We start from the raw sequence: 26,241 nt of genomic DNA, 5'->3' as shown, positions 1-26,241 counted from the left end.
CGCCACTGGCTGATCCGAGCCGCCGTGACCCCGTACTCCCGGCTCAGGGCCTCGAGGTCCTCCCCGCGCAGCAGGCGCAGGACCACCTCCGTCTTGCGCTTGGAGGAGAACCGGCCCTTATCCCGCTTGCCGTTGTTCTGGTTGCTCTTGGCCTTCTTGCTGCTCATCTGACACCTCCGTCTTGGTCCAGGTGGGGGCAGTCAAAGGCTCAGGGCGCCCTGACTATACCCCCGGGGGAGGTGTCCAGGCCAAACGGGGTGCGGAGGAGGCGCATCGCACACTTGAGCGTGGCGGTTCGACGGGCGGCGCCCCACACCACTTGTGGGAGCCTGCGTGCAGGCGAACGAGCAGAACCCGGGGTGAATGCCGTCCATTCACCGCCGAGACCGCTCCTACGCGGTGAGGCTCAGGGCCATCACCACCAGGGCCACGGTCTCGACGATCTCCAGGGTGGCGCCGGCGGGGTCGCCGGTGAAGCCGCCGAGCCAGCGGCGGAAGAACGCGGCCAGGGCGGCCACGGTGGCGCCGGCGGCGATCAGGGCGATGATGGCGCCGGGCAGGCCGCCAGCCACGCCGAGGATGACCACGGCGATGGCGGTGGCCACCAGTACTCCGGCCGCGGCCCGTTCGGGCAGGTGCGCCGCCATGTCCGCGCCCAGGCCGGCGGGATTGAGGTAATCCGCGAGGCGGAACAGCAGCACCAGCGCGGCGCGGCCGAGGACCACGGCGATCACCAGCGCCAGCCACTGCGCGGCGGCCACCAGCGGCACCAGCGCGGCGAACTTGACCAGCAGCACCAGCATCACGGTGGCCACCGCGATCGGGCCGGAGGTCGGGTCCTTCATGATGGTGCGGGCGCGCTCGGGGTCGCCGTGGCTGCCCACGCGGGCATCCACCGTGTCGGCCAGCCCGTCCAGATGCAGCGCGCCGGTGATCGCCACCCAGGCGGCCAGCAGCAGTGCGGCGAGCAGCAGCGGTTCGGCGCCCGGCAGCAGGGCCAGCAGCATGCCGCCGCCGGCCAGCAACAGGCCCAGCACCAGCCCCACCAGCGGGTAGAACAGCAGCGAGCGCCCGGCGTCCTCCGGGCGCGGGGCCTCGGGCAGCAGGCGCGCCGGCAGCGGCACCCGGGTGAGGAACACCAGCGCCAGCCACAGCGGGGCGAGCGTGGCCGGCCGGCTCATGCCTGCACCCGCGCAGGATCGACCCAGTGCAGCACCGCCAGCGGGGCCTCGATGTTCAGCAGTTCGGCCAGCGGGATGCCCTCGAAGTGCGCGCGCAATACGCGGATGACGCCGCCGTGGGTGACCACCAGCGTGCGCGCGGTGCCGGGCGTGGCCACGCTCTCGCGCCAGCCGGCCAGCACGCGCCCGCGGAACGCGCCCAGCGCCTCGCCTTGCGGCGGCGGGCAGCCTTCCGGATCCTGCCAGAAGCGGCCCAGCGCGTCGGCCTCGGTCTCCATTAGTGCGGCGGCGCTGCGGCCCTCCCAGGTGCCGAAGTGCAGCTCTTTCAGGCGCGGTTCCACCACCAGCGGCACGTCCCAGCGCTCGGCCCAGGACGAGGCCGGCCCCTGACAGCGCTGCAGCGGCGAGGTCACGATGCGGTCCCAGGCCGGTTCGCCGGAGGCCAGGCCCGGCGGGCGCCGACGTGCCAGTTCACCCTCCATCGCCGCCTGGCCGCGCGCGGTCAGGGGCACGTCGCTGCCGGCGCCGCAGAAGCCCTCGCCGGTGGTCTCGCCGTGGCGCAGCAGCCCGACCCGCGCCCCGGCGCTGGCGGACGCCCCCGTACTCACGCGTCCGCTCCGGAGTCGTCGTCCGCCACCCCGGCCTCGTCGAAAGTCGCCATGCCGGCGTGCAGCTCGCAGGCCATGCGCAGCAGCGGCACCGCGGTTGCCGCGCCGCTGCCCTCACCCAGGCGCATGCCCAGATCCAGCAGCGGCTGCGCGCCCAGCGCCTCGAGCACGCGGTCGTGCCCGGGCTCGGCGGAGCGGTGGGCGTAGAAGAACCAGTCCCCCGCCCCCGGGCACAGCCGCGTCGCCACCAGTGCCGCGGTGCTGGCGATGAAGCCGTCCACCAGCACCGGCTGGCCGATCTGCGCGCTGGCCAGGAACGCGCCGGTCAGCCCGGCGATCTCGAAGCCGCCGACCCGCCGCAGCCACTCCAGCGCCGAATCCCCGGCCTCGGCATGCAGGGCCAGCGCGCGTTCGATCACCTCGGCCTTGTGCCGCACCCCGGCCGAGTCCAGCCCGGTGCCCGGGCCCGCCAGCGCGTCCGGCGAGGCCCCCAGCACACCGCAGGCCACGGCCGCCGCGGCGGTGGTGTTGCCGATGCCCATCTCGCCGCCGATGAACAGCCCCGCCCCGCCCTGGCGCGCACGTTCGGCCGCCTGGCGTCCGGTGTTCAGCGCGCGCTCCAGCTGCGCCGGGGTCATCGCGGGCTCGCGCGCGAAGTTGGCGGTGCCCGGGCCCAGGCCGGCGCGGATCACGCCCTCGGGCTCGGGACCACCGGGTACCGTGCCCAGGTCGATGATCTCCAGCCCCGCGTCCAGGCTGCGCGCGAGCACGGCGATGGCCGCCCCGCCGGCGGCGAAGTTGGCGACCATCTGCCCGGTCACGGCCTGCGGAAAGCGCGAGATGCCTTCGGCGACCACGCCATGGTCCCCGGCGAACACGGTGATCCACGGCTGCGGCGGGTGCGGGCACTCACGGCCCTGCAGCTCGGCCAGGCGCTCGGCCAGGTTCTCCAGCCGGCCCAGCGAGCCCGGCGGCTTGGTCAGGCGTTCCTGCCTCGCGCGGGCACGCGCGCCCGCCCTGGCATCCAGCGGCGCGGCGGGGACGTTCAGCCAGTCACAGTCTTCGGTCACGCGGGTTCCTCGCGGGTCGATGCGGTCATCAGGCGTTCACCACCGGGCCCTTTAGCACGTGCGGCAGCCCGGCGACGGTCAGCACCACGCGGTCGAGATCGGCGGCCAGGCGCTGGTGCAGCGCACCGGCCTCGTCGGCGAAGCGCCGCGACAGCGCATCCAGCGGCACGATCCCCAGCCCGGTCTCGTTGCTCACCGCGATAATGGTACCCGGCAGCGTCGGCAGCGTGGCGATCAGCGCCTCGCGCTCGCGCTCGATGTGCGCCTCGTCTTCGGTGCACAGCAGCTGCGTGAGCCACAGGGTCAGGCAGTCGATCAGCAGGCAGCGATCCGGCGCCGCGGCCTCCTGCAGCCGCACGGCCAGATCGTCGCCGGCCTCGATCAGGTCCCAGCCGGCCGGACGCCGGCGGCGGTGCTGTTCCACCCGCCGCAGCATCTCGTCGTCGTCGGCGCGCGCGGTGGCCACGTAGGTCACCGGCTGGCCGGAAGCCAGCGCCAGCTGCTCCGCCATGCGGCTCTTGCCCGAACGCACGCCGCCCAGGATCAGGGTTCTCATGACCGGGCGCCCCCTTGTGGCACGTGCAGCAGGTCCAGCAGTCGGTCGATGTCCATGTGTTCCTCCAGTGCGTCGGCCAGACGCTCCAGGCTCGCCTCGCGCAGCGCGTCCAGATCCACGGCGGCGCCGTCCGCCTCCAGCCCCGCCCAGGCCAGCAGCGCCCCGGCGGCGGCCGGCTCGTCGAACACCCCGTGCACGTAGGTGCCGGCCACTGCGTTGTCCGCCGAACGCGCGCCGTCCGGCCCCGCGGCCAGTTGCAGCACCGGGCGCTCGCAGTCCGCCCCGGCGGTGTGCCCGGCGTGGATCTCGTAGCCGCGCACCGGCGCCGCCCGCTCCATCACGCCCTCGCCGGTCACCTGCCGCAGTTGCTTGGCCGGGCGCAGCGTAGTCTCCACGTCCAGCAGGCCCAGCCCTGGCGAGGAGCCCGGGGTGCCCTCGACGCCTTCCGGGTCGTGCACCGCGCGCCCCAGCATCTGGTAGCCGCCGCAGATCCCCAGCACCCGGCCACCGTAGCGCAGGTGGCGCATCAGTTCGCGCTCGAAGCCCTGTTCGCGCAGCCAGGCCAGGTCGTCGCGCACCGCCTTGGACCCCGGCAGGAGCACCAGATCCGCCGGCTGCAGCCGCTCCCCCGGCCCGGCGAAGCGCAGCGACACCCCGGGGTGCAGGCGCAGCGGGTCGAAATCCGTGTGGTTGGAGATCCGCGGCAGCGCCGGCACCACCACCCGCAGGGGCTCGCCCTCGCCGCTCGCCCACGCGTCACTCGCCGGGGCCGCCTCGCGCAGCAGCGCGTCCTCGGCATCCAGCTGCAGCCCCGACAGATACGGCAGCACGCCCAGCACCGGCTTGCCGGTCTCGGCCTCCAGCCAGTCCAGCCCGGACTGCAGCAGCGCCGGATCGCCACGAAAGCGGTTGATCACGAAGCCGGCCACCCGCGCCCGCTCGCTTTCCGCCAGCAGCGCCAGCGTCCCCACCAGATGCGCGAACACCCCGCCGCGATCGATGTCCGCGACCAGGATCACCGGACAGTCCACCGCCTCGGCGAACCCCATGTTGGCGATGTCGCCCGCGCGCAGGTTGATCTCCGCCGGCGAGCCGGCCCCTTCCACCAGCACCGAGTCGTATTGCGCCACCAGACGCCCGTGCGCCGCCAGCACCGCCTCGCGCGCCACCGGCTTGTAGTCATGGTAGGCGCGCGCGTCCAGCTCCTCCACCGCGCGGCCGTTGACGATCACCTGGGCGCCGCGATCGCTGGAGGGCTTGAGCAGCACCGGGTTGAAGTCGGTATGCGGCTCCAGCCCGCAGGCGGCGGCCTGCAGGGCCTGGGCCCGCCCGATCTCGCCGCCCTGCGCGGTCACCGCGCTGTTGAGCGCCATGTTCTGCGGCTTGAACGGCGCCACCGCGATACCGCGCCGGCGCAGCACACGCCCCAGCCCGGCCACCAGCACGCTCTTGCCGGCATCCGAGGTAGTACCCTGGACCATCAGCGTGCCGCCGGTGTCAGTCATCACTCAGCTCCGAAAGTGCGGTCTCCAGACGCCGCCAGCCCGCCTCGTCGCCGGGCAGCCCGAAGCGCAGGCTGGCGGGCTCGTCGAAGCGCCGCACCAGGATCGCCGCGCGCGCCAGCCGGTCCTGGATCTCTTCGGCGCGTTCGCTGCGCACCCACTGGAACAGCGCGGTACCGCCATCCGGGGCGAGTCCGTGCGCGCGCAGCAGGGCCGCCAGGCGCTCGCCCTCGCCCGCCAACTGCATGCGCCGCGCCGACTGCCAGCCATGATCCGCCAGCGCCCCGGCCGCGACCTGCCGCGACGGCCCCGGCACGCTCCACGGCCCCAGGCGCGCGCTCAGCGCCCGGCGCAGCGGATCCGGCGCGAACACGAACCCGACCCGGGCCCCGGCCAGACCGAAGAACTTGCCCAGCGAGCGCAGCACCACCAGCCCGTCGCGCGGGCCCTCCGGCACCAGACTCAGCTGCGGCTCGCTGTCGACGAAGGCCTCGTCCACCACCAGCCAGCCGCCGCGCCGCGCCAGCCGGGCGTGCCACTCCCGCAGCTGCGCGGGCTCGAAGCGCGTGCCGGTGGGGTTGTTGGGATGGATCAGCACCAGCACGTCGAGCGCGTCCAGCACGGCCTCGATGGCGCCGGCCTCTGGCTCCACGGGCTGCACGGCGTGGCCGCAGGCGCTCCAGGCGCGCGCGTGTTCGTTGTAACCCGGGTGCAGCACGCCGACCCGGGCCTGCTCGCGGCCGGTGCCCTCGCCCCACAGCGCCGGCAGGGCCTGGATCGCGGCCTGGGAACCGGGCAGCGGCAGCAGGGCGTCGCTGCCGTAATACGCGGCGGCCGCCGCCTCCAGCCCGTCATCGGCCTCCGGCAGCCGCGTCCAGGCCTGAGGCGGCAGCGGCGGCACCGGCCAGCCCCGCGGGTTGATGCCGGTGGACAGGTCCAGCCACTCCTCGACCGGATGCCCCCAGCGCCGGGCCGCCGCGCGCACGCCCCCGCCATGGCGCGACTCCGGCGTCCCGCCGTCCCAAGATCCGGACCGCGCGTCAGGCGAGGACAACGAACGACACCCCGATCACGATCACCGCCATCCACAGCGCCAGCGCGCGGTCCACCAGTGCCATCGCGCGGCGGATGCGCGCGGCCCCGGACGCGGCGCCATCTTCCGATGCTTTCTCCGGGGCTACGTCCGGGACCGGGTCGGGCCCCAGCGACGGCCGCCATTCGCGCCGGCCGTGATAATACGCATAGCCGCCCAGCCGCACGTCCAGTGCGCCCGCGCCGGCGGCCATCACCGGCCCGGCGTTGGGGCTCTTCCACGCGGCGGCCTGTTCGCGCCAGCAGCGCAGCGCGCTGCCCATGCGCCCGGCGGCGGCATAGGCCAGCGCGGTCAGGCGCGCGGGGATGTAGTTGAACACGTCGTCCAGGCGCGCGGCGGCCCAGCCGAAATGGCGGTGGCGCGGCGTGCGATAGCCCCACATCGCATCCAGGGTGTTCACCAGCCGATAAGCCACCACCCCCGGCGCACCGGCCACCAGGAACCAGAACACCGTGGCGAACAGGGCGTCGTTGCCATTCTCCAGCACCGATTCCACGGTCGCGCGGCTGACCCCGTCGGCATCCATCTCGTCGGTCGCGCGCGACACCAGCATCCCCGTCCCGGCGCGCGCGCCATCCAGGTCGCCCTGCTCCAGCGACGCCGCCACCCGTTCGGCGTGCTCGTCCAGCGAGCGCCAGCCCAGTGCCAGCACCAGCACCAGCAGGCTGACGACCCAGCCCCAGGCGAGGCTGGCCGCCCAGCCCGCCAGCACCACCCAGGGCAGCACCAGCACCGTCAGCAACAGGGTCCCGCGCAGCCGGCTGTCCGCGTGGAAGCGCCGTTCCAGCCCCTGGGCAAGACGGCCGAAGCCCGCCAGCGGATGGAAGCGCCGCGGATCACCGAACAGCCGGTCCAGGGTCAGGGCGCCCAGCAGGACGAGAAAGGCGGTCATGAGACACTCTCATTCCGGGAACCGTCCCCGGAGTCGGCCTGCGGGCCGGACACCGGCTTCGAACCCGCCTGGCCCCAGCGGTCCTCGAACACCAGCTCGTCCAGCGGACGCCGGGTATCCCAGCCCTCGGTCTCCAGCATCGGCTCGTCGTAGAACGCCTCCACCTCGCCCAGGCACAGGATCGCGATCGGGTGCGCCCCCTCCGGCATCCCCAGGGTGCGCGCCAGCCATTCCGGTTCGAACAGCGACACCCAGCCCATGCCCAGCCCCTCGGCGCGCGCCGCCAGCCACAGGTTCTGGATCGCGCAGGCAGCCGAACACAGGTCCATCTCCGGCAGGGTGCGCCGGCCCAGCACGTAGCGTTCGCGCCCGTCGGTCAGCGCGACCACCAGGATCTCCCCGGCGTCGCGGATGCCCTCCAGCTTCAGCCGCTGAACCTCGGCACCGCGCTCGCCGCAGGCCTCGGCGGTGCGCTCGTGTTCGGCGGCCACATGGCCGTGGATGCGTTCGCGCAGCGCCGGATCGGCCACCCTTACGAAGCGCCACGGCTGCATGTAGCCGACGCTGGGGGCGCGATGCGCAGCCTCCAGCAGGCGCCGCAGGGTCTCGCAGTCCACAGGATCCGGGCGAAAATGCCGCATGTCCCGGCGCTCGTTGATCGCGCGATAAACCGCGGCCACCTCGTCCAGCGAGAAGCCTGTCCGGGGCGCAGCACCGGGATCAGCGGATGGAGGGGTATTGCAGGACATGCGAAGGCGGCTCCCGGCAACGGGCGAGATGGGCACAAGGGTTCAGCGGGGGCCCGGACACCGCGCAGTCGCACCCGCGCGGGACCGGACGGGAAAGCGGGATGATACGCGTTCCCCTCCCCCCTCTCCAGTGACCCCGCCACGTGGAGCGGGAACCGCAGAACTCTGGCTGCGCCCGGGCACCTGGCATACGATTGGGACGGTCGAACAAACCAGCGCGGCTCCATGTACCGGCGCAAACACCCGAACCAGCACGCGCCTCCTCAGGCTTCTCCGGCCCGGCGGGCCGCCTGACGCGCCGTGCACCAGACGGCCGGTGCGCCGATCAGCAGCCCGGCAAGCGCTCCATAGCGGTGGGATTCCACGACAACCGGGCCTCCCAGCCAGTCGCCCGCCCCCGCGATCCCGACACCTGGCTGCAGGGTCTCCAGCGCCAACTTGGCCAGTAACAGCAGTAATGCACCGGCACCGATCAGGGGCATGTGGCGAAGCGCCGCGAGTGCCCCGGCCGCAAGCAATCCGTGCAGCAGCCCGGAAAGCCCGACATACCAGAGAATCTCGGGATGGAAGACCATCAGGGCGGCCGACTGGCTCAAGGCAATCACCAACAGCACGGCAAGCCACCCGGCCAAGGGCAGCATCCGTCCGAAGAGATGCCACACGAGAAACAACCCCACCAGATTCAGGGCCAGATGTCGCCACCCCAGATGCACCCAGTGGCCCGTGAGTAAACGCCACACCTCACCGTCGCTCACCGCCGGCCGCTCGTACTGCATCACGGCGCCGACCGTCTCGCCCGACAGGGCAATCAGCAAAGCGGGTAGCGCAACCAGAAAGGGGAACAATTGCCAGCGGAGAGACCGTTTCAGCGTCACAAATTCGAACCCTCTGAACCCGTTCCGCCCTGACCGGTTACGACCGCCCCGGGGTCGCGGCGGGACGGCAACGGCGCCCAATGCATCCCGGTCCCGCGTTGCACCCCGAAGCGTTCAGTAAGGGGCGAGCAGCATGACGATCGGTCTGGGCGCCACGCCCCACGCGACCGCCGATCATTCAGTGTTCGCTAACTGGATCCGCGTTTTGCTGGAATCGAGCGCCGGAGCCACGAGGTGTCAGTAGCGCCGGACCAGACCAATGCCGAAGAAGTCGTGGTCCGATCCGTCACTACGATAGCGATCCACCGACAGCCGGGAAGACCAGCGCTCATTCCAGTGCCAGGACGCGCCGGCACCGATCACGCCCGACGTGCCGTACACCGTACGGCGTTCCCGCTCACTGCCTACGCGCAGGTTATAGCGGGCCTGCCAGTGCCAGACACCCGCACGGGCAAACACATCGATGCGCTCATGGACGGCCCAGCGCGCCGTTCCCACCAGTTCCAGGCCCCGCCCCGAAGTCGGCCGGATACCCTCCAGGTCATCTACCTCGAGCCCGGCATCCACGTCCCGGAATCTCGTGGTGATCTCGCCCAGATCCGTATAACCACCCTCCAGTCCGAAATGCTCGGTAAAGTGGTACCCACCGAACAACCGCCACGCCTCGCGCGTACGGTCGCTGACCCGTGCGCTACCCGCGATCCCCGCACGTTCCATGTCGTCGGTCACGCTCGATGAACTGACCCCGCCGGTGCGCGCATACCCGAGTTGACCCCCCACGTACCAGGGGTGAGCCTCGTCGTCCGAACCACCGCCGGCCTGGACGGTCATGGGTACCAGTAGCAGACCCGGGACCAACAGCACGGCTCCACCGATCGCCCCCGGGGACAGGCGCCGCCGGACACCCCGGCCACGACCCACCCGAGCGGCCAGTAGCAAGCCTGCGAGCCCCACGATCAGCCAGCCCCCGAAGGCGCCACCGCCCCCACTGGTCAGCTTGGCATCCTCATCGCCTCCGGCATCCTCATCACCTCCGGCGCCCACAGGCACCGCCAGCGTACCCGGGTCGGCAATCACGCCGTTCGGGTCATTGCCGCTCAGGTCATTGGGACCCCCATCCTCGAGAATCAACCGCACACAGTGGTAGCCCTCGTTCAGGCCCGCCTCCCAGCGGTCCGATCCCGGCCAGGGGCACGCATCTCCGCTGCGCGGCGCTGAGTGCAGGCGGTTGGCGTCATCCTGGACAAAATCCTTCCAGCCATCAGCCCCGTGCCACTTGCGCCACGTGGCATTCGCCGGAATGGACTCGTCGTCCGCCAAGGGGATCACCACGGGCACGGATTGCCCCGGATGCTGCAGGTCGAAGACCTCGAAATCGACCAGGTACCCCAGGTGCTCGAAATCCGGATCATCACGGTTCAGGGCCAGGTTGCCGCCCCCGTCGTGCAGATCGTTCGAGTGAATGCCGGTGCCGAAACGACCCGCGTCCCAGGAAACCCGCTCCGAGGTATCGCCCATCCGGACGCTATAGCCTACCGGCGTAGCGAGCATCACCTCGCGATCACTGCTCGCGCAGTGGCCAGCGCCGACCAGGCGGAACGTACCCTCCGGACAGATGGGCAGGCGATGGGCTTCGTCCCGGTCGCGAATGGCCTCCTGATACTCATCCGGAATGGTTTCGACCACGCGCAGGCGACCCAGCGCCGCCCCACGCCGCGCGCCATCGGTGACCGTGACCTGGAAGCCATGGCCATCCCCGACCAACTGTTCCAGTCCATTAGCGTCATCCGTGATGATGATCGTATGACCACCATGGCCACTGAAACCGAGATTCGGATCGCTCCCGTTCCAGTCGTAGGAATCGATGCCGGCATCCCCCGGGGTCACCGACAGGGTGACATCACCCTCCCCGACCTGAACCACGCCATCCGCGATTTCCGTCGCGCCCTGTTCAATGGTCACGTCTACCGACAACGGGATCTCGTCGACGTAGCGCAGCTCAATGTCGTGCTCCGCCGGATCGCCCAGAATGGCGTGCTCGGGCCCGTCGCCCTGGGTGAGGGTGATGCGAATCGTCCCGGTATTCGCATTCGGCGTTATCTTCAGGGGGCGAATCCGCTCGTGCTCTCCCTCTTCGAAGGTGAACTCGCCGGCTGACAGTAGCCCCGCCCCACCCGTTTCCAGGCCCTCGGAGTCACCGATGAGATGAACCCCGGAGAGGCTGTAGGGAACCACCACCGGATACTGCCCCGGGGTACCTTCCAGGACGGCCCGGATCTCGACCTCCTCGCCGTCGGTGCCGAGCTGGCGCGTGCTGCTGAAGGCCACCTGCGGGCGCACCTCGAACTCGATGCTGAGGTGGAAGGTCTCGCCACCGTCAAAGGTGAGCGCGTAGAGGCCACCGCGCTGCGCTTCGAAGACGTAGTAGCCCTCGTCATCCATTCGCAACACATCGTCATCCGCATCTCGAAGCAGCACCGGGTAGATCCCAATGCCGCCCTGCAGATCGCTGGTCGCTCCACCTCGCGTCACATTGCCGTCCACCACGACATCGGCATCCGACGGGATCTGGAAGCGCACCGGCTGTCCGGTGGCGATGCTCTGGTCACCCAGGGCCTGGCCATCCTCGCCGACGATGAAGGGAAGGACGGTCACCTCGCCCTCGACATCGACATTCTCCGTCGTGCCGCCCTCCACGAAGCCACCGATGCCGCCAACGTGATCACCTGAACCGGTCACATCACCGCTGACCGTCGTATCGCGGATATCGCTGTCGCGTAGTTCACCACCGACACCACCAACGCGGTCGGCACCCTCGACGTGGCCGCTGACCGTGCTGTCGCGGACCTCGCTATCGTTCACACCACCACCGATACCACCGACATGGTCGCCAGTACCCGTGACATCACCCGTGACGGTCGTGTCGTTGACCGTGCTGCCGTCAACCTCGCCACCAACGCCACCGACGTAATCACGACCCTCGACGTCCCCGGTGACGGTGGTTTCGCTGATGGTGCTATTGGTGATTTGCCCACCGATACCACCGACGTAGTCACGACCCTTCACCTCGGCGTCCACGGTAATGCCGTTCAGTTCGCCGTGCTCGATGGTACCCGCCATGCCGCCGATGTAGTCGTTCTCGCCCCCGTCGATCCGGCTGTCACCGTCAATGGTGACGTTGTCGACCCGGACCGGGTTGCCGTCGATGCCCTGGATGCGGTTGGCGAGCAGGCCAGAGCCCTCGTCCGCGTTGTCGTTGACGCTGCCCTCGATGGTCAGGTCCGACACCTCGGCGCCCGGGCCCAACTCGTCAAACAGCGGTTTGCCGTCGAGACCGGTAAGAGTGACCGGGGTACCATCACGGCTCTTCAGTGAGCCAGTGAAGGGATCGCCCGCGCTGCCGATGGGCTGCCAGTTCTCGCCCACATCCAGCCGTCCGTCCGCGCCGCCATCGAGCAAGAAGTGGCTGTCGCGTGCCTGGTCGATGTAGGCCAGATCGACCGTGTCGTCGATGACGTAAGGATCGTCTGCCGTCCCGGTACCCGCGGTGGCCACGCGTACGAAGCTCGCTTCCACCGTGCAGGCGTCCGTCACCGGGCCCGTGGCGTAGGTGAGCCCGTCAAGGCTGCCTTCACCACAGCCGGTCACGGTATCGACCGCATAGCCGCTGTCCGGGGTGAGGGTCAGCTCGGCCGATGCCTCGTGGTCGAGCGTCTGGCTCGCCGGGGAGACACTGCCATTGGCACCCGCAGTCGCCGTGACCACATGGCCGACCACCTCGAGGGTGAAGCTCTGGGTATCCTGCTGGCTGGGCTCCGACTCGTCGCTGACGGCCAGGGTAACCTCGTGGGTTCCTTGCGTGGTCGGGACAGTGCCGGTCAGGGCGTGGCTGAGCACCACGTCGAATCGCAATACAATCGAGGCATTGTAGTCACTGAAATACAGCCGGCCCTCGGCATCGAAGGCGAAGCCCACGGGGTGGTTGCCCAGCTCAGCGGTATCCTGAGTGCCCGCAACAACCGTCCCTTCCGTGGAACCCTGCTCCCAGACCAGTACGCGCTCGTTTTCGGCGTCCACGATGTAGAGATTGTCCGCGGCATCGAACGCGATGGCTCCCGGATTCGACAACTCGCCCTTGTTGCCGCCCGCTGCTACCGTCCACGTCTCCGTCTCGGGTTCGTACTTCCTCACTCTGTTGTCGTCGGCATCCGAGACATACACGCTGCCCTGGCTATCGACCGCGATACCTCTTGCGGACGAGTGCTCGTGGCGAGCCAGCTCGGTCCAGCCGGAATTTTCTTCCAGGTCATAGACAGCCAGGACACGGTTTAATTGGTCCTTCCCTTCTGCATAAAGGCGATTGTTCGCTTGGTCGATAGCCAGATAGTAGGGGTTGAAAATCGGCAGGCCATCCAAGTCTTCCCCTTCACTGGCACCCGGTGCCCACTTCTGGACCCGGTGAGCGCCGTTGTCGGAGATATAGATATTGCCGTCGCCATCGACAACGACATCCATCGGGGTATGAAGCTGGTCAGCATTGGTACCGGCCCCATTACCACCCGCAACCGTCACACCTTCGCTCGCACCGGGCGCCCATTTCTGCACCCGGGCATTCCCGGTATCAACGATGTAGCGGTTCCCGTTGCCATCCAGGAAGATGCCCATCGGGCCATTCAGCTTGTCCGAGGTGCCCCCTGAATCGTCTCTGGTGCCGATCACGACCTCGGCCGTTCCACCAAGGGATTCCGACTCACCGATCGCCAGCCAGTCCGGCCCTTGCTCCAGCGTGAAGGCATACTCGCCGGTACCGCCGTCGGCGCCCAGTACATAACTGTATTCCCCACCAACGGTCGCCTGGGTCACCGGAGTGCTGGTGATCTGCAGCACCCCGGCCGTGACCTCGGCGTTGTCCGTGACATTGGTCTCGGTCACGTTGTTGCCGCTGCCACTGACGGCCCCCACGTTGTCGCCTCTACCCGAGACCTCGCCATTGACGGTCGAGTCGCTGACCGTGCTGTCATTGATGCTGCCGCCGATGCCGCCGACATGGTCGAAACCGGACACGTTGCCATCAACGGTGATGTTACTCAGTGCAGCATGCTCGATGGTGCCGGCCACACCGCCTACATAGTCCTGTCCGTCGATATGGCTGCCCGCGTCGATGGTGATGCCGTCGATGAGCACCTCGTTCCCCTCGGCACCCTTGATCGTGTTGGCGAGCAGGCCGGCGTTATTGCCGGCGTCGTCGTTGACGCTGCCCTCGATGACGAGATTGGAGACCTCGCCATCGGGGCCGATCACGCCGAACAGCGGCTCGCCGTCGAGCCCGGAAATGGTGACCGGATCGCCGGTCTGGCTGCCGAGCGAGCCGGTGAACGGCGTCGTGGTGGTACCGACGGGCTGCCAGCCGGTGCCACCGAGATCGATGGCACCGGCGAGCACATAGTGGGCACCCGGCTCGTTATGCATCCAGGCGAACTGCTCGGCCGTGTCGATGACATAGGGCGAGCCCGCGGTACCGTCGCCGCTTGAGGGCGTCTGGGCAACCTGGCCCGAGACGGTTTCGTTGCTGACTTCGCTGTCGGTGATCTGGCCGCCGATGGCGCCGACATTCGAATCGCCGGAAACGTTTCCATTGATAGCCACTTCGTCAATGGTGCTCCCGTCGACCGTGCCGCCGATGCCACCTACTCGGTCATCGCCCTGGACGTTGCCTTCGACGGTGACCACGCTGATATCGCTGTCGGAGACCGTGCCGCCCACACCACCGGTGTCGTCGCCGCCGGTGACATCGCCGTCGACCTCGGCGTCGCTGACCGAGCAGCCATCGATGCTGCCGCCCACACCACCGGTCTTGTTGCCGCCGGAAACGCTTCCGTTCGCGCGGATCGTCTCCAGCACGCAGTTGGCGTTTTCCGACCGATTGATCTGGCCGCCGACGCTGCCGACGTTGCTGCCGCTCCCCTGCACACCCCCGTTGATGGTGGTGTCGCTCAGCTCGCTGTCCTCGATGGTGCCGCCGACGCCGCCGACGTAGTCGTTGCCGGCCGTATCGCCGTTGATCTCGGTATGGTCGAGCCGGCCGTTGGTAATGCGGCCACCGACTCCACCCACGTGATTGCGGCCCTGAGTGCTGCCGTTGACGGTAGTATCGGTCAGCGTGCTGTCGCGAAGCTCGCCGGAGACGCCACCCACGTAGTCGCGTCCCTGCACGTTACCGTCGATCGAGATGTCGTTCAGGTCGGCATGCCGGACCGTACCGGCCAGCCCGCCGATGTAGTCGCTGTCACCGCCGTCGATGCTGCTGCCACTGTCGATGGTTACATTGCCGATGGTCGCCGGCGCGCTTTCGGTACCCTCGACGGCATTCGCGAGCAGGCCCGAGTTTGTATCCGCCGCCGCGTTCACGCTGCCCTCGATCACCAGGTCGGAGACGACGGCGCCAGGGCCGATGACACCGAACAACGGGCGACCCTCCAGGCCACGGAGGACCACGGGTTCGCCGTACTCGCTGCTCAGCGAACCGGTAAACGGCGCCGTCTCGCTGCCGACGGGCTGCCAGTCGGTGCCGGCAAGGTCGAGGTCGCCGGCGAGCACGTAGTGCGCCGTTGGGTCGTCGCCGACCTGGTCCAGCTGTTCCGGCATGGAGACCACGTAGGGGCGCTGCTCGGAACCGTCCCCGGCATCGAACAGCACTTGATCGCTGATCACCCAGGTCGAGCCGTAAGAGCCCTCGTGGGTCCAGGCCAGGGCGGGATAGCCGGCGTCCAGCTCGGGCACGGCGGTCATATCCCAGCCCTCGAAGACAGCCAGATTACTGAGCTGCGAAGTAGTGAGCCCGCGGGTCGACTCGTCCGGCATGCCGGGATTGATCAGGCGATCGTAGTAGGCACGCGTTACCGTCGCGGCATTGTTGCCAGTTAGTCCGCCGTAATGCTGGGCACCCGTGTCGACCGTATTGGCAGCAAAGGAGTCGGTCACCTGGCCGTTGTCCAGCCAGCCGACCAGGCCACCGACATAGTCATCGCCCAGCACCGCGCCCGTGGCGTGGGAGTCGATGATGTGTCCGTTCTGCCAGACGTAACCCGCCAGACCACCGGCTCCCCCGGCCGCGCCGGAGACGCCGCCGGTGGCATGGCTTTCGCGGATCTCGCCGCCCTTTAGCAGACCGACCAGGCCGCCGTTATACCAACCGCCGTGCGGACCATTCACATCGACTGCGGCCGAACTGCGCACGATGGTCGTGTCACGCGCTTCGCCGACCAGCCCGCCGGCCGATTCGTTGCCATTCAGAGTTATCGAGCCGCTGGCATGGCTCTCGGTGATCGTAGCCGCATCGGCAAAACCCACTAGGCCGCCGACATAGGCATTACCGGACGACACCACATCGGCGCTTGCCGTGCTGTCTGTCAACGCCGATGAGGTCTCCAGCCGTCCAGCCAGACCGCCAACGTAATTACCGGACCCGGTGACGTTCGCGGTGTCCACGTGCGTGTTGCTGATCTGGGTCTGTTCGGCATAACCAACCAGTACCCCCACATCGAAATTCCCGGTAATGGCAGCATCCGACAGGGTCAGATTGGCGATCTCGGCGCCTGGCCCCGTCCGGCCGAAAAGACCGACGGCATTTTCGGTGGGGCGATCAATCCGCAATCCTTCGAGGCGATACCCCTGACCATCCAGGGAACCGCTGAAATAGTTGTCGTGCGCCTGACCGACAGGCTGCCAACCTGCGCCCCCATTGGACGTGGCCGAGGCGAATTCTTCGTACCCGGGTGCATCGGCGTCCAGATTGGCTGTGAGGGCGAAGTGGTCATCCAGATAGTCGCGGACCCGGTGCAACTGTTCCCAGTCAGCGATTTCGTAGGGATTGTCGGCGCTGCCTTCACCAGCGGCAAAGGCTGGCTCAAAGTGTGCGACCAGGTCACGGCTCTCGCCATCGTTGCTGACATCGACCGTGAACGAGTACTCCGGCTCCCCAGAGACGACGGTCCCGTTCTCTCGCCACTCAATGAACAGATAGCCTTTTTCGGGGATAGCGTTCAGGCCGGCCTCGTCGCCGTCGTTGTAGATCCCGGCCCCCGTTACGGCTCCCGCGTCTGCCGGCTCTGCCCGCGCGGAGACCTCCATGTTGGACTCGGCATTCACCGACACGCGGTTGATAGCGTGAAGATTGGTGACACTCCCGGTGGAAGCGGCAAAACCGAACTTCAGGGTCTCCGCATCCTTGTGCGGGCCGGTGTTTTCAGCAGCAATATCGAACTCTTCAAACAAAGGCGTCCAGGTCTCACCGTCATCGGTGCTGACCCGGACCGTGAGCCGTTGATCCTCGCTCAGCACGACATTGACCAGGCGCTCTCCACCCGCCATATCGGCAAACGGTGTGGCCGCCAGTTGCTCATAGCCTGTTTGTTCATGACCCGAGCCGCGCAGGACTACATGATCGGAGGTTGTACCGCCATCACCAGCAGGATCCGGGTTGTCGGAGAAATTTCCGTAACGGTCGAACCCCAGCCCCAACACGGCCCGGGGCAGTCCATCCCCCGCGGTATTGCTGTAGCCAAGATCACCGCCACTGGGCCCAATGCCATTGACCGGATACAGCCCGTCCATGAGAAAGAACGACAGGCCATCCGCTCCGTCGGGGTCTTCCATGGTGTAGGCGAAGGTCAGGTCCAGCCCGGCCTCGCGAGTGAAGGCGCGGTCGTACAAGAGATAGCCCACCTGATCATTCGCATGGGGCGTGAGGATCAGGCGCTCGTTGGGGGCGTCGTAGTACGAATCCTGGTCACCATCGCCGAAGTCCCAGGGCAACTCGGGCTCGCTGCTGAACTCCTCGCTGATGGTCGGCAGGTCGGATACCGTACGCAGGGCAACGTGTTCGACGGCATGGACATTGGTCAGCCCGCCCGTGGCGGCCGCGAAGCCGAATTTCAGGGTATCGGGGCCGACAAAACCGGCAGTATCGATTGCCGCGGCATAATCGATGTCGATAATGGGGCTGCCCCAGTAGTCAGTGCCGGACCAGGTCGCGCCATCACCGACATTCCGAACAAAGACCAGCAGGCGCTGCTCGTCGGTCAGGACCACACGGACATCGACATACTGGCTATTCGCCACCCAGAAATGCTCGCTCGCGAACTTTTGGTAGCCCTCCTGTTCGTGACCCGGGCCTCGCAGGGTCACCTGGTTGCGGTTCTCGGTATCATACGGCCCCTCGCCACGGGTAAATCCGCCATAGAGATCGAAGCCCAGCCCCATGTAAGCATGGGGCAACCCATGCTCGTCGTTCTCGGGATCATCGAAGTCACTGGAGCGTCCGTAACCCAGGGCCCCACCCGAGGGACCCAGTCCGGAAAACTCGTGGTTTCCGTCGAACAGGAAGAACGCCAGGCCGTCGGCACCGTGGTCGTCGGTGGGGCCATCGGCATCCGTGACCACATCCTTCTCCATGTAGTAGCGGAATGCCACGTCCACACCGACGTCGCGTTCGAAGGCCTGGTCGTAGATCAGCGCTCCAACCTGATGTTCCACATTTTCTGTCAGTCGCATCCAGGCCTCATCGCCCTGGTACACGGCATCCTCGACGATCTGCCAAGGGGCCTCGGGGGCCTCTTCAAACAGCTCGTTGAAATCCTGGATACCCAGGTCGTCTTCCGCCTCTCCCGCACCCCAGGCCAGTCCGCAGCCCAGCACGCCGACCACCCCCAGCACCAGGGGCGAATGCTTCAGCCCAAGGCCCAGAACCTGCGACAGGGCATTCAGGGAACGGCGGGGACTGGCGGACATGGCAAATTCCCCCGTGTTGTCACGGTTTTTTTACACTTCGGCCCATTGGAACCGCCGCCTCCCCTACCCGTCCACTCACAGACTCTCACCATTCCTCTCATCACGGATCCGGAAGCAACGCCTGAACATTTGGCCAAGCGGCAGAAAGGTGTACTCTTTGGCCTCCAGCTAAACGGCCACACTGTGGTGTCTTGACCACAGGCCTCCCATCTGTAACCGACCAGGCGTTCAGTCGGACCATGCAAGACGCCCTCAATCACAGCGAACCCGGTGCCATCCGCATCGCCATTGTCGAAGACGACGTGGATCAGAGCGCCAGCATGGCGGAGTATCTGGCCATGCAGGGCTGCACCGTATGGACGGAGGAAAGTGCCGCGGGCTTCTACCGCCAGTTGGCTGTCCATCCAGTGGATGTTGTGCTGCTGGACATCGGGCTGCCCGAGGAAGACGGCTTGAGTGTGGCGCGCCACGTCATGGAGACCGGCATCGGCATCATCATCGTGAGTGCGCGCTCACAGCTGAATGACCGCCTGGCAGGGCTTGAGGCGGGCGCCGATGTCTACCTGACCAAACCCGTCGATCTGCGGGAGCTGGCCGCCCACGTCGAAGCCTTGTCGCGACGCCTGGCGGCCAATAACGGCCAGGCGGACGCCGGCCCCCGTGGGCACGAACCCACCTGGCGCATACTCCGGGAAGGACGTTGCCTGTACTCGCCGGGTGGCCAGTCCGTGGATCTGACCCCCAACGAATTCGCCTTCCTGGAGTGTCTCGTCCACGGCGGCGGCGCGGCCTCGCGTTTGGATCTCGCCGCTGTACTGAGCGATAACCCCTCCGAATTTCGCTTCCACCGCATAGATGTATTAATGAGTCGTCTGCGCAAGAAGGTCGAGTCGCACACGGGCGATGCCCTGCCCCTGGCCACCGCCCCACGTCAACGGCTGGAGTTGACCCGGCCGTTCACGATGGATTGAGCCCGGTGCCTCGTATCCGCCCGGCCCTGCTGCTGACTCTGCTGCTCGCGCTTTTACCGGCCCCATCGCTCCTCGCAGCCGCCGACGACGTTCGCGTCAAGGGGCTGGTCATGGGCGAAGACCCCAGTGGACAACTGGGTCCAGCGGAGGTGGCGGCCGGCGCCATCCCGCTCAGCCCCTTGCCGCTGGCGAAGGATCGCCATCGGCTTGGCACCAGTGATTCCGCCTTCTGGCTGAAGCTGGAAGTGACCAACGATCGCCCCGAAGCGGTGTTGCGCTGGCTGGAGGTCGGTCAGGCACGGCTGCGGGAAGTGACCTATCACGAACGCATGGATGGCCGCTGGGTCACCCGCCCTGGCGGTCGGGCCATACCCTTATCGGAACGGGAACTGCCGACCCTGACGCAGGTGTTTTCCGTGGATATCCCCGCGCACGCGTCGAAGGAGCTGCTGGTCCGGGTTGCCAGCGACACGCCCATCGTGATCCACCCGCAACTCCATGCCACCGCCAAGTTACTCGAAAGGGAACGCAACGCCACGCGGCTGGAATATTTCATGGCCGGCGCGGTCATCCTGATGCTGCTGTTCGGGGTGGTGATGTGGCTGATGCTGCGCGAGCCGGGCTTTCTGGTCTTCGGCTTGCTGAGCCTTGCCTTCCTGCTGTTCCGCTGGAGCATCAAGGGGATCGCCTTTCGCGAATTCTGGCCCGAATCACCCGACTGGACCCAACCGGCCATCGGCCTCTCGCTGTCACTGGTCGGGATGCTGCTGCTGATCCTGCACCGCATCCTGCTGCGGACCCGCGAGCTGTTTCAGCGCATTGACCGGGTGCTGATCGGCCTGATCTTCAGTTTCGCCCTGATCGGCGTATTGTTCCTGTTCCTCCCTCATCGGTCGATGATGCATTTCCTCGCGCTGTGGGGGCTGAGCATCGCCCTGTTCAGCCCCGTTCTCGGGTACATGGCGTGGCGCAAGGGGGTGGTGCTGTGGGGCTACGCCTTCGCCGGCTACGTCCTGCCCTGGCAGGTGACCAAGCTGCTTTACTTTTCCAGCATCGGCTGGCTGCCCCGGGTACCCGCTGCGTTCTCCGAGCCGGCCATGGCGATTTCGGTGCTACTGGCCTCGGTCATCGTCCTCGCCGGGCTGGGGGCACGCGTGGTCCTCGAGCGGCGCGAGCGCTTGCGCATCCAGGAAGAGCAGCGGGCGGAGCTGGAACGCCTGGTGGACGCCCGCACCCGCGAACTCGACACCGCCCGTCAGACCGCCGAGAACGCCCTGAGTGAACACCGCCAGTTCCTGGCCATGATCTCCCATGAGCTACGCTCCCCCATTGCATCCATCGCCTCCGCCTGCACGGTGCTGGAAGCCCAGCGCGAACAGGACACCATTCCGCCCGCCAAGGTGCTGCGACGCATCCGTCGCGCGGTCAGCCGCATGACCGGCTTCATGGATAACCTGATGACGGAGGACCGCTTCGAATCGGACGCCTGGCGGGTGCGAGCGGAGAGCGTGGTCTCGCGGGCCTTTCTGGGGGAGGTGGTTGAACAGGCTCGCCAATCCGTAACCCGCCACGAACTGGTACTGGAAGTCGGGGACATCCCCAGCGAGATGACCTTCGACCCCGCCCTGGTTCGCGTGGCGCTTCTGAATCTCATCGACAACGCAGCCAAGGTCGCCCCCGAGGGCACGCAGATCATTGTCATCGCGGAGCCCGATGGCTCCGATCGCGTGAATCTGAAGGTAGTCGACGCGGGACCGGGCCTGCAGAACGCCGCCCCGGAGAAGCTCTTCGAAAAATTCACCCGGGGCGACAACATGTCGCGGATCGCGGGGGTAGGAATGGGGCTCTACCTTGTGCGGCGCATTGCGAGGCTCCATGGAGGGGATGCGAACCTCATGGCCGGTCCTGATGGTGGTGCGACCGCCTCCCTGACCCTCCCGATCAAGTCGTAAAGCGCACACGGCAGGGCCGCGGGGCATCCGGGCACAGCGGGTCTGCGGCCCGCTCAAGCGCTTGTCACCAATCCCAACGGGGAAGCGGCGTGCCCTCAAGGGCAGCTGTTATCATGACGCGCTTGGTCGAGACGGGCCGACGGAGAGGCTGGACCCTCCGGCTGGGCATACCACCGCCGAATATCGCCGGCGAACACCCGCGCCAGCCCCGCCCGCACCGTTGCCCGACCCTACGGAACCAAGGAACCTTTCGTATGTTATACCGTTCAACCACGCTGACGACCCTGGTCGCCACCGGGGCCCTGCTGTTCGCCACCGCCGGCCACGCCGCCGACAACGACCCCATTTCCGTGATCGACGACACGGATCGGGAAGTCCGGCTGGACGCCCCGGCCGAGCGGATCGTGAGCCTGGCCCCGCACATCACCGAGGTGCTGTTCGCGATCGGCGCCGGCGACCGCGTGATCGGCGCGACCGACCACAGCGACTACCCGGAACAGGCCGCGGACATCCCCCGGGTCGGGGGCTACACCAGTCTCGACCTGGAACGCATCCTCGCCAAGGAACCCGACCTGGTGGTGGCCTGGGACAGCGGCAACTCGCGCTCGCACATCGAACGCCTGCGCGAACTGGGCCTGACCGTCTACACCTCCGAACCGCGCGGGTTCGACGGCGTGGCTTCCAGCATGGAGCGCATGGCCGAACTGGCCGGAACGGGCGATCAGGGCCGCGCCGAGGCGGAACGCTTTCTCGACGGGATCAAGGCGCTGCGTCAGAAATACGCGGATCGCGACCCGGTCCCGCTGTTCTATCAGGTCTGGGACCAGCCACTGATGACGGTGAACAACGAACATCTGATCGCCGAGGCCATCGAGGTCTGCGGCGGCGAGAACGTGTTCGGCCACCTCGACCGCCTGGTACCCCGCATGGACCGCGAAGCGGTGATCCACGCCGACCCCGAGGTCATCATCGGTGGCGGCATGGGCGAGGACAACCCCGCCTGGGTCGAGGCCTGGCGCGAGTGGGACAACATGCTCGCGGTGCGCCGCGACAACCTGTTCTTCCTGCCGCCGTCGCTGCTGCAGCGCCACACCCCGCGCATCGCCGAGGGCACCGCCCTCATGTGCGAGGACCTGCAGACCGCCCGCGACCGGCGTCCCGAATCGCCGTAAGCTCCCGTGACCCGATCCTTCCTGCTGGCGGCGGGCGTGCTGCTGCCCGCCTCGCTGCTGTCGCTGGTGGTGGCCCTGGCCTGGGGCAGCGTGGCCATCCCGCTCGGCGAGCTCCCGCGGGTGCTCACCGGCGAGGCCTCGGCGCTGCACGCCACGCTGATCACCGAGCTGCGCCTGCCACGCGCGCTGGCCGCGTTCGCCGCGGGCGGGCTGCTGGGCGTGGCCGGCGCGCTGATGCAGGTGCTGCTGCGCAATCCGCTGGCCGACCCCTACGTGCTGGGTCTCTCCGGCGGCGCCTCGGTGGGCGCACTGCTGGCCATGCTCGCCGGGCTGTCGATGTTCTCGGTGTCGGCGGCCGCGTTTGCCGGGGCCATGCTGTCCACGCTCATCGTGTTCGGCCTGGCACATGGCACCGGATCCTGGACCGCCACCCGCCTGCTCCTGACCGGGGTGGTGGTGGCCGCCGGCTGGGGCGCGCTGATCAGCTTCCTGCTGGCCGTCAGCCCCACCGCGGAGCTGCCGGGCATGCTCTACTGGCTGATGGGCGACGTCTCGCATGCCCGCCATCCGGGCCCGGCCTGGGGCGTGCTGGTGTTCGTGGTGCTGGCGGCCATGCCGCTGGGCCGCACCCTGAACGTCCTCGCGCGCGGCCCGATGCAGGCCGCCGCCCTGGGCGTGTCGGTGCGGCCAGTGGAATGGTCGATCTACATCGCCGCGTCGCTGATCACCGCGACCGCGGTCACCCAGGTGGGCGCAGTGGGCTTCGTCGGCCTGATCGTGCCGCACATGCTGCGGTTGGTCTTCGGCAACGACCAGCGCGTCATCCTGCCCGCCTCGGCGCTGGCCGGCGGCATCCTGCTGACCCTGGCGGATACCCTGGCGCGCACCATCATCGCCCCGGAGCAGTTGCCAGTGGGCGTGATCACCGCAATGCTGGGCGTGCCGGTGTTCCTGTTCCTGCTGTACCGGAGCCGCTGAGATGAGCCGCGCCGACACCCGCAGCGACGCCCACGCCCATGTCTCCGCCGCGGCCCTCAGCGTGCACGAGGCCCCCACGGCGGACACCCTGCTGGCCACCCGCGATCTGGTGATCGACATCCCCGAACGGGCCGACTCCTCGCCGCTGCACCTGACCGTGAATCCCGGCCAGTGCTGGGGCATCCTCGGGCCCAATGGCGCCGGCAAGAGCACGCTGCTGCACACCCTTGCCCGCCTGCGCCCCCCGCGCGCCGGCGGGATCGAACTGACCGGGCAGCCCCTGGGCAGCCTGTCGCGGCCGGATCTGGCGCGACGCCTGGGCCTGGTGTTCCAGAACCACCACGACGGCTTCCCTGCCACCGTCCTCGAAACCGCGCTGATCGGCCGCCACCCGTACCTGCGCCCCTGGGACATCGAGACCCGCGAGGACGTCGACGCCGCCCGCGCCGCGCTGGCCACCGTGGATCTCGACGGCATGGAGGGCCGGCAGGTGGATACCCTCTCCGGCGGCGAACGCCAGCGTCTGGCCCTCGCCACCGTACTGACCCAGGACCCGCAGGTCCTGCTGCTGGACGAACCCACCAGCCAGCTCGACCTGCACCACCAGGTCAGCGTCCTGCAGCGCGTGCGCGAAATCGCCGGCGGTGAACGCCGCGCTGCGGTGATGGCCCTGCACGACGTCAATCTGGCCGCCCGCTTCTGCGACCACCTCCTGCTGATGTTCCCCGACGGCGGCGCCTGCTGGGGCCCCACCCGCACCATGCTGGTGCCCGCCGCCCTGGAACGGCTGTACAACCAGGCCCTCAGCGTCGGCGAGGTGGACGGCCACCCGGTATTCCTGCCCCGCGTGGAGTAGCCCATGGAGTTTCACCGCATCCTGACCGGTACCACCGACCCCGCCACCCTCCAGCAACGCCTGACGGTGCCCGCCCTGCCAACAGCCTGCGACCTGATCGACAACCTGGTCGAGGATCGGGGGGCCGATCAGGGTGTCATCTATTGCCTGTGGGGCGAGTTCCGCGTGAACCGCGAGCTCATCCACGGCGGCGTGCGCTTCAGCCTGCCGGACTGCCCCAACGGCGTGGCCTGGACCCTGACCACCGGCCACCCGCCCGACGAATCGGCCATCGTGCTGCACCTGACCATGCATCGGCGCGAACATGAGCCCGACTTCATCGAGAGCCTGGAGGCCTTCGCCGACGCGTGGCAGCTCCCCTGACCGGCAATATCGCGCCGGATCGGACCATGCAATTTTCTTTTCGTTTTGCGGTCGGTATGGTGCAGACTCGACGCGAAGGAGAACGCCATGAACCCCACGCCACCGGACAGCATCCGCCACTCGCACCCGACGCAGGACGGCGCGGGCGTGAAGATCCGCCGCATCCATGACTTCGGCGGCGGCCTCGACCCGTTCCTGATGCTGGACGAGCTGAAGACCGCCCCCGGCGACGAAGACGTGGGCGGCTTTCCCGACCATCCGCATCGCGGCTTCGAGACCCTCACCTATCTGGTGCGCGGCGGCGTCAGCCATCGCGATTCCATGGGCAACGAAGGACAGGTGCAGGCCGGCGGCGCGCAATGGATGAGCGCCGGCCGCGGCGTGATCCATTCCGAGACCCTGCATCCCGAGCCGGAAGGGCTGCACGGCTTCCAGCTGTGGGTGAACCTGCCGGCCGCGCGCAAGATGGAACCCCCGCGCTATCGCGACGTCGGCACCGACGCCATGCGCCACCTGCCGGAGGAAGACGCCCCGCTGGACTTCAAGGCCGTGGCCGGCTCCTGGCAGACCAGCGCCGGCGACACCGAGGGCCCGCTGGGCCAGATCGGCGAAGGCGCGGGCATGGCGGATCTCACCCTGCCGGCCGGTTACCGCCTGTCACTGGCCGTACAGCTGGACGAGCGCGTGCTGGGCTACGTCTTCGAGGGCGCGCTCACCGGCCTGAACGCCGGCGAACTGGGCGTCTGGCACGGCCACACCATGATCCATCTGATCGCCCGCCAGGACAGCCGCGTCCTGCTGTTCAAGGGCCGCCCGCTGGAAGAACCCATCGCCCACTACGGCCCGTTCGTGATGAACACCGACGCCGAGATCCAGCAGGCCATCTCCGACTACCAGTCCGGCCGCCTCGCCGCCCGCCCCGCCAGCATCGACTGACAGCGGGGCCGAAGGGTGGGGCTGGAATTCAGCCGATGGAGACATAGTCACCGGCGGTGATGACCTTGCCCTCTGCTGGCGGATCGTCCAGCAGCAACCGGTCACCAGTGATCAGAACAGTGTGCGGCTGGAGATGCAGAAGCGCCCAGAGGTGGGCATCTCCCGGATCCGGTGCCGCGCACGGAGAAGGTGGCGGTTCACGCCAGATGGCATTCGCGGTCAGGTGGACGAGCAGATCGTCAATCGTCCCGGCTTCCAGCCCGTGGAGCCTGGTCAGGCGGGGGCGCAGCAGGACGCGACGATACTCCCCCAGAAGGTCGGGAGAGAGCAGGAACGGCAGTCTCGCGTCGAGCATGTCGTCGAGGATGTGACATACCGGTGACTCGGCGTCGGCCGAAAGGAGCCCGGCCACCACCACATTGGTGTCGACGATATACGTACGGTTGTTCACCGTTGACGGGTTTTCCGTGTCTCATCAACGGCAATGGCCAGAGCGTCTTCTTCGCTGAGCCCCGCCTTCTTTCGAGCGGCATCAACAAGGCCGCGGGCATCCACATGGGTCTTGATTCCCCGGTAGACCAGGCTCTCTTCCACAATCGAGGCGATCGAGCGGCGCTGTCGGGCCGCTGCCTCCTTCAATGCCTGATGAACCTGATCATCGAGAGAAATGGTCAGTCGCGCCATGGTGTATTCCCGGC

19 protein-coding genes are annotated in these 26,241 nt (G+C 68.1%); 7 read left to right on the top strand and 12 right to left on the bottom strand.

Translation table 11 applies throughout. The features are described 5' to 3' along the window. Positions 1–392: 392 nt before the first annotated feature. The 10 genes from cobS to F620_RS15525 all read right to left on the bottom strand — a co-directional run bounded on the left by cobS (position 393) and on the right by F620_RS15525 (position 18,315). Entirely contained in the window at positions 393–1,181 is a 789-nt protein-coding gene (cobS, locus tag F620_RS0111665; protein WP_019570688.1) for an adenosylcobinamide-GDP ribazoletransferase, read from the bottom strand. After that, complete coding sequence (locus F620_RS0111660) at positions 1,178–1,789, bottom strand: histidine phosphatase family protein (RefSeq protein ID WP_019570687.1); 612 nt, start codon at positions 1,787–1,789, stop codon at positions 1,178–1,180. The genes cobS and F620_RS0111660 overlap by 4 nt, the downstream gene beginning before the upstream one ends. Further along, entirely contained in the window at positions 1,786–2,859 is a 1,074-nt protein-coding gene (cobT, locus tag F620_RS0111655; protein ID WP_019570686.1) for a nicotinate-nucleotide--dimethylbenzimidazole phosphoribosyltransferase, read from the bottom strand. The genes F620_RS0111660 and cobT overlap by 4 nt, the downstream gene beginning before the upstream one ends. Positions 2,860–2,887: 28 nt before the next feature. Next, positions 2,888–3,415 carry a bifunctional adenosylcobinamide kinase/adenosylcobinamide-phosphate guanylyltransferase gene (cobU, locus tag F620_RS0111650; RefSeq protein ID WP_019570685.1) on the bottom strand — a complete coding sequence of 176 codons (528 nt, stop codon included), beginning with the start codon at positions 3,413–3,415 and terminating at the stop codon, positions 2,888–2,890. Continuing rightward, entirely contained in the window at positions 3,412–4,920 is a 1,509-nt protein-coding gene (locus F620_RS0111645) for a cobyric acid synthase (RefSeq protein ID WP_019570684.1), read from the bottom strand. Before F620_RS0111645 ends, cobU begins: the two co-directional genes overlap by 4 nt. Further along, the gene (gene cobD, locus F620_RS0111640) at positions 4,913–5,902 is read right to left on the bottom strand and encodes a threonine-phosphate decarboxylase CobD (RefSeq protein WP_019570683.1); all 990 of its coding nucleotides are present in this window, start codon (positions 5,900–5,902) and stop codon (positions 4,913–4,915) included. The genes F620_RS0111645 and cobD overlap by 8 nt, the downstream gene beginning before the upstream one ends. Positions 5,903–5,957: 55 nt before the next feature. Then, positions 5,958–6,902 (bottom strand): adenosylcobinamide-phosphate synthase CbiB, encoded by a 945-nt coding sequence (gene cbiB, locus F620_RS0111635; protein ID WP_019570682.1) that lies wholly within the window; start codon positions 6,900–6,902, stop codon positions 5,958–5,960. After that, the gene (gene bluB, locus F620_RS0111630) at positions 6,899–7,651 is read right to left on the bottom strand and encodes a 5,6-dimethylbenzimidazole synthase (RefSeq protein WP_026331441.1); all 753 of its coding nucleotides are present in this window, start codon (positions 7,649–7,651) and stop codon (positions 6,899–6,901) included. The genes cbiB and bluB overlap by 4 nt, the downstream gene beginning before the upstream one ends. Positions 7,652–7,914: 263 nt before the next feature. Next, entirely contained in the window at positions 7,915–8,526 is a 612-nt protein-coding gene (gene rrtA, locus F620_RS14385; protein WP_231373896.1) for a rhombosortase, read from the bottom strand. Positions 8,527–8,763: 237 nt separating this feature from the next. Continuing rightward, positions 8,764–18,315: a GLUG motif-containing protein gene (locus tag F620_RS15525; protein ID WP_019570679.1), complete on the bottom strand. Its 9,552-nt coding sequence runs from the start codon at positions 18,313–18,315 to the stop codon at positions 8,764–8,766. A gap of 239 nt (positions 18,316–18,554) precedes the next feature. Here F620_RS15525 and F620_RS0111615 point away from each other — a divergent pair, with 239 nt between their 5' ends. The 7 genes from F620_RS0111615 to F620_RS0111585 all read left to right on the top strand — a co-directional run bounded on the left by F620_RS0111615 (position 18,555) and on the right by F620_RS0111585 (position 25,543). Continuing rightward, positions 18,555–19,286, top strand: a complete 732-nt coding sequence (locus F620_RS0111615; protein WP_019570678.1) for a response regulator transcription factor — start codon at positions 18,555–18,557, stop codon at positions 19,284–19,286. 5 nt (positions 19,287–19,291) lie between these two features. Beyond that, positions 19,292–21,238 (top strand): sensor histidine kinase, encoded by a 1,947-nt coding sequence (locus F620_RS0111610; protein ID WP_019570677.1) that lies wholly within the window; start codon positions 19,292–19,294, stop codon positions 21,236–21,238. Positions 21,239–21,492: 254 nt separating this feature from the next. After that, the gene (locus F620_RS0111605; RefSeq protein WP_019570676.1) at positions 21,493–22,410 is read left to right on the top strand and encodes a cobalamin-binding protein; all 918 of its coding nucleotides are present in this window, start codon (positions 21,493–21,495) and stop codon (positions 22,408–22,410) included. Positions 22,411–22,416: 6 nt separating this feature from the next. Further along, positions 22,417–23,388, top strand: coding sequence for an iron ABC transporter permease (locus tag F620_RS0111600; protein ID WP_018947826.1), 972 nt, complete (start codon positions 22,417–22,419; stop codon positions 23,386–23,388). Position 23,389: 1 nt separating this feature from the next. Continuing rightward, the gene (locus F620_RS0111595) at positions 23,390–24,244 is read left to right on the top strand and encodes an ABC transporter ATP-binding protein (RefSeq protein WP_019570675.1); all 855 of its coding nucleotides are present in this window, start codon (positions 23,390–23,392) and stop codon (positions 24,242–24,244) included. A 3-nt stretch (positions 24,245–24,247) separates the two neighbouring features. After that, complete coding sequence (locus F620_RS0111590) at positions 24,248–24,607, top strand: hypothetical protein (RefSeq protein WP_019570674.1); 360 nt, start codon at positions 24,248–24,250, stop codon at positions 24,605–24,607. An 87-nt stretch (positions 24,608–24,694) separates the two neighbouring features. Further along, positions 24,695–25,543 carry a pirin family protein gene (locus F620_RS0111585; protein ID WP_019570673.1) on the top strand — a complete coding sequence of 283 codons (849 nt, stop codon included), beginning with the start codon at positions 24,695–24,697 and terminating at the stop codon, positions 25,541–25,543. 28 nt (positions 25,544–25,571) lie between these two features. Here the strand turns inward: F620_RS0111585 and F620_RS0111580 are convergent, their stop codons facing one another. Then, complete coding sequence (locus F620_RS0111580; RefSeq protein WP_018870701.1) at positions 25,572–25,994, bottom strand: putative toxin-antitoxin system toxin component, PIN family; 423 nt, start codon at positions 25,992–25,994, stop codon at positions 25,572–25,574. Further along, complete coding sequence (locus F620_RS0111575) at positions 25,991–26,227, bottom strand: hypothetical protein (RefSeq protein ID WP_018870702.1); 237 nt, start codon at positions 26,225–26,227, stop codon at positions 25,991–25,993. The genes F620_RS0111580 and F620_RS0111575 overlap by 4 nt, the downstream gene beginning before the upstream one ends. Between the last annotated feature and the right edge of the window lie 14 nt (positions 26,228–26,241).

Source organism: Thioalkalivibrio sp. ALE11 (genome assembly GCF_000381205.1).
Taxonomy (GTDB): Bacteria; Pseudomonadota; Gammaproteobacteria; order Ectothiorhodospirales; family Ectothiorhodospiraceae; genus Thioalkalivibrio.
The sequence above is the reverse complement of the archived record's forward strand: the minus strand, read 5'-3'. Positions and strand labels throughout refer to the sequence as shown.

What these genes read in the sequence shown, in the direction of transcription:
- F620_RS15525 (WP_019570679.1), bottom strand. Translation starts at nt 18,315, where the DNA reads ATGTCCGCCAGTCCCCGCCGTTCCCTGAATGCCCTGTCGCAGGTTCTG.
- cbiB (WP_019570682.1), bottom strand. Translation starts at nt 6,902, where the DNA reads ATGACCGCCTTTCTCGTCCTGCTGGGCGCCCTGACCCTGGACCGGCTG.
- bluB (WP_026331441.1), bottom strand. Translation starts at nt 7,651, where the DNA reads ATGTCCTGCAATACCCCTCCATCCGCTGATCCCGGTGCTGCGCCCCGG.
- cobS (WP_019570688.1), bottom strand. Translation starts at nt 1,181, where the DNA reads ATGAGCCGGCCGGCCACGCTCGCCCCGCTGTGGCTGGCGCTGGTGTTC.
- cobU (WP_019570685.1), bottom strand. Translation starts at nt 3,415, where the DNA reads ATGAGAACCCTGATCCTGGGCGGCGTGCGTTCGGGCAAGAGCCGCATG.
- F620_RS0111590 (WP_019570674.1), top strand. Translation starts at nt 24,248, where the DNA reads ATGGAGTTTCACCGCATCCTGACCGGTACCACCGACCCCGCCACCCTC.
- F620_RS0111595 (WP_019570675.1), top strand. Translation starts at nt 23,390, where the DNA reads ATGAGCCGCGCCGACACCCGCAGCGACGCCCACGCCCATGTCTCCGCC.
- F620_RS0111575 (WP_018870702.1), bottom strand. Translation starts at nt 26,227, where the DNA reads ATGGCGCGACTGACCATTTCTCTCGATGATCAGGTTCATCAGGCATTG.
- F620_RS0111605 (WP_019570676.1), top strand. Translation starts at nt 21,493, where the DNA reads ATGTTATACCGTTCAACCACGCTGACGACCCTGGTCGCCACCGGGGCC.
- F620_RS0111615 (WP_019570678.1), top strand. Translation starts at nt 18,555, where the DNA reads ATGCAAGACGCCCTCAATCACAGCGAACCCGGTGCCATCCGCATCGCC.
- F620_RS0111645 (WP_019570684.1), bottom strand. Translation starts at nt 4,920, where the DNA reads ATGACTGACACCGGCGGCACGCTGATGGTCCAGGGTACTACCTCGGAT.
- F620_RS0111585 (WP_019570673.1), top strand. Translation starts at nt 24,695, where the DNA reads ATGAACCCCACGCCACCGGACAGCATCCGCCACTCGCACCCGACGCAG.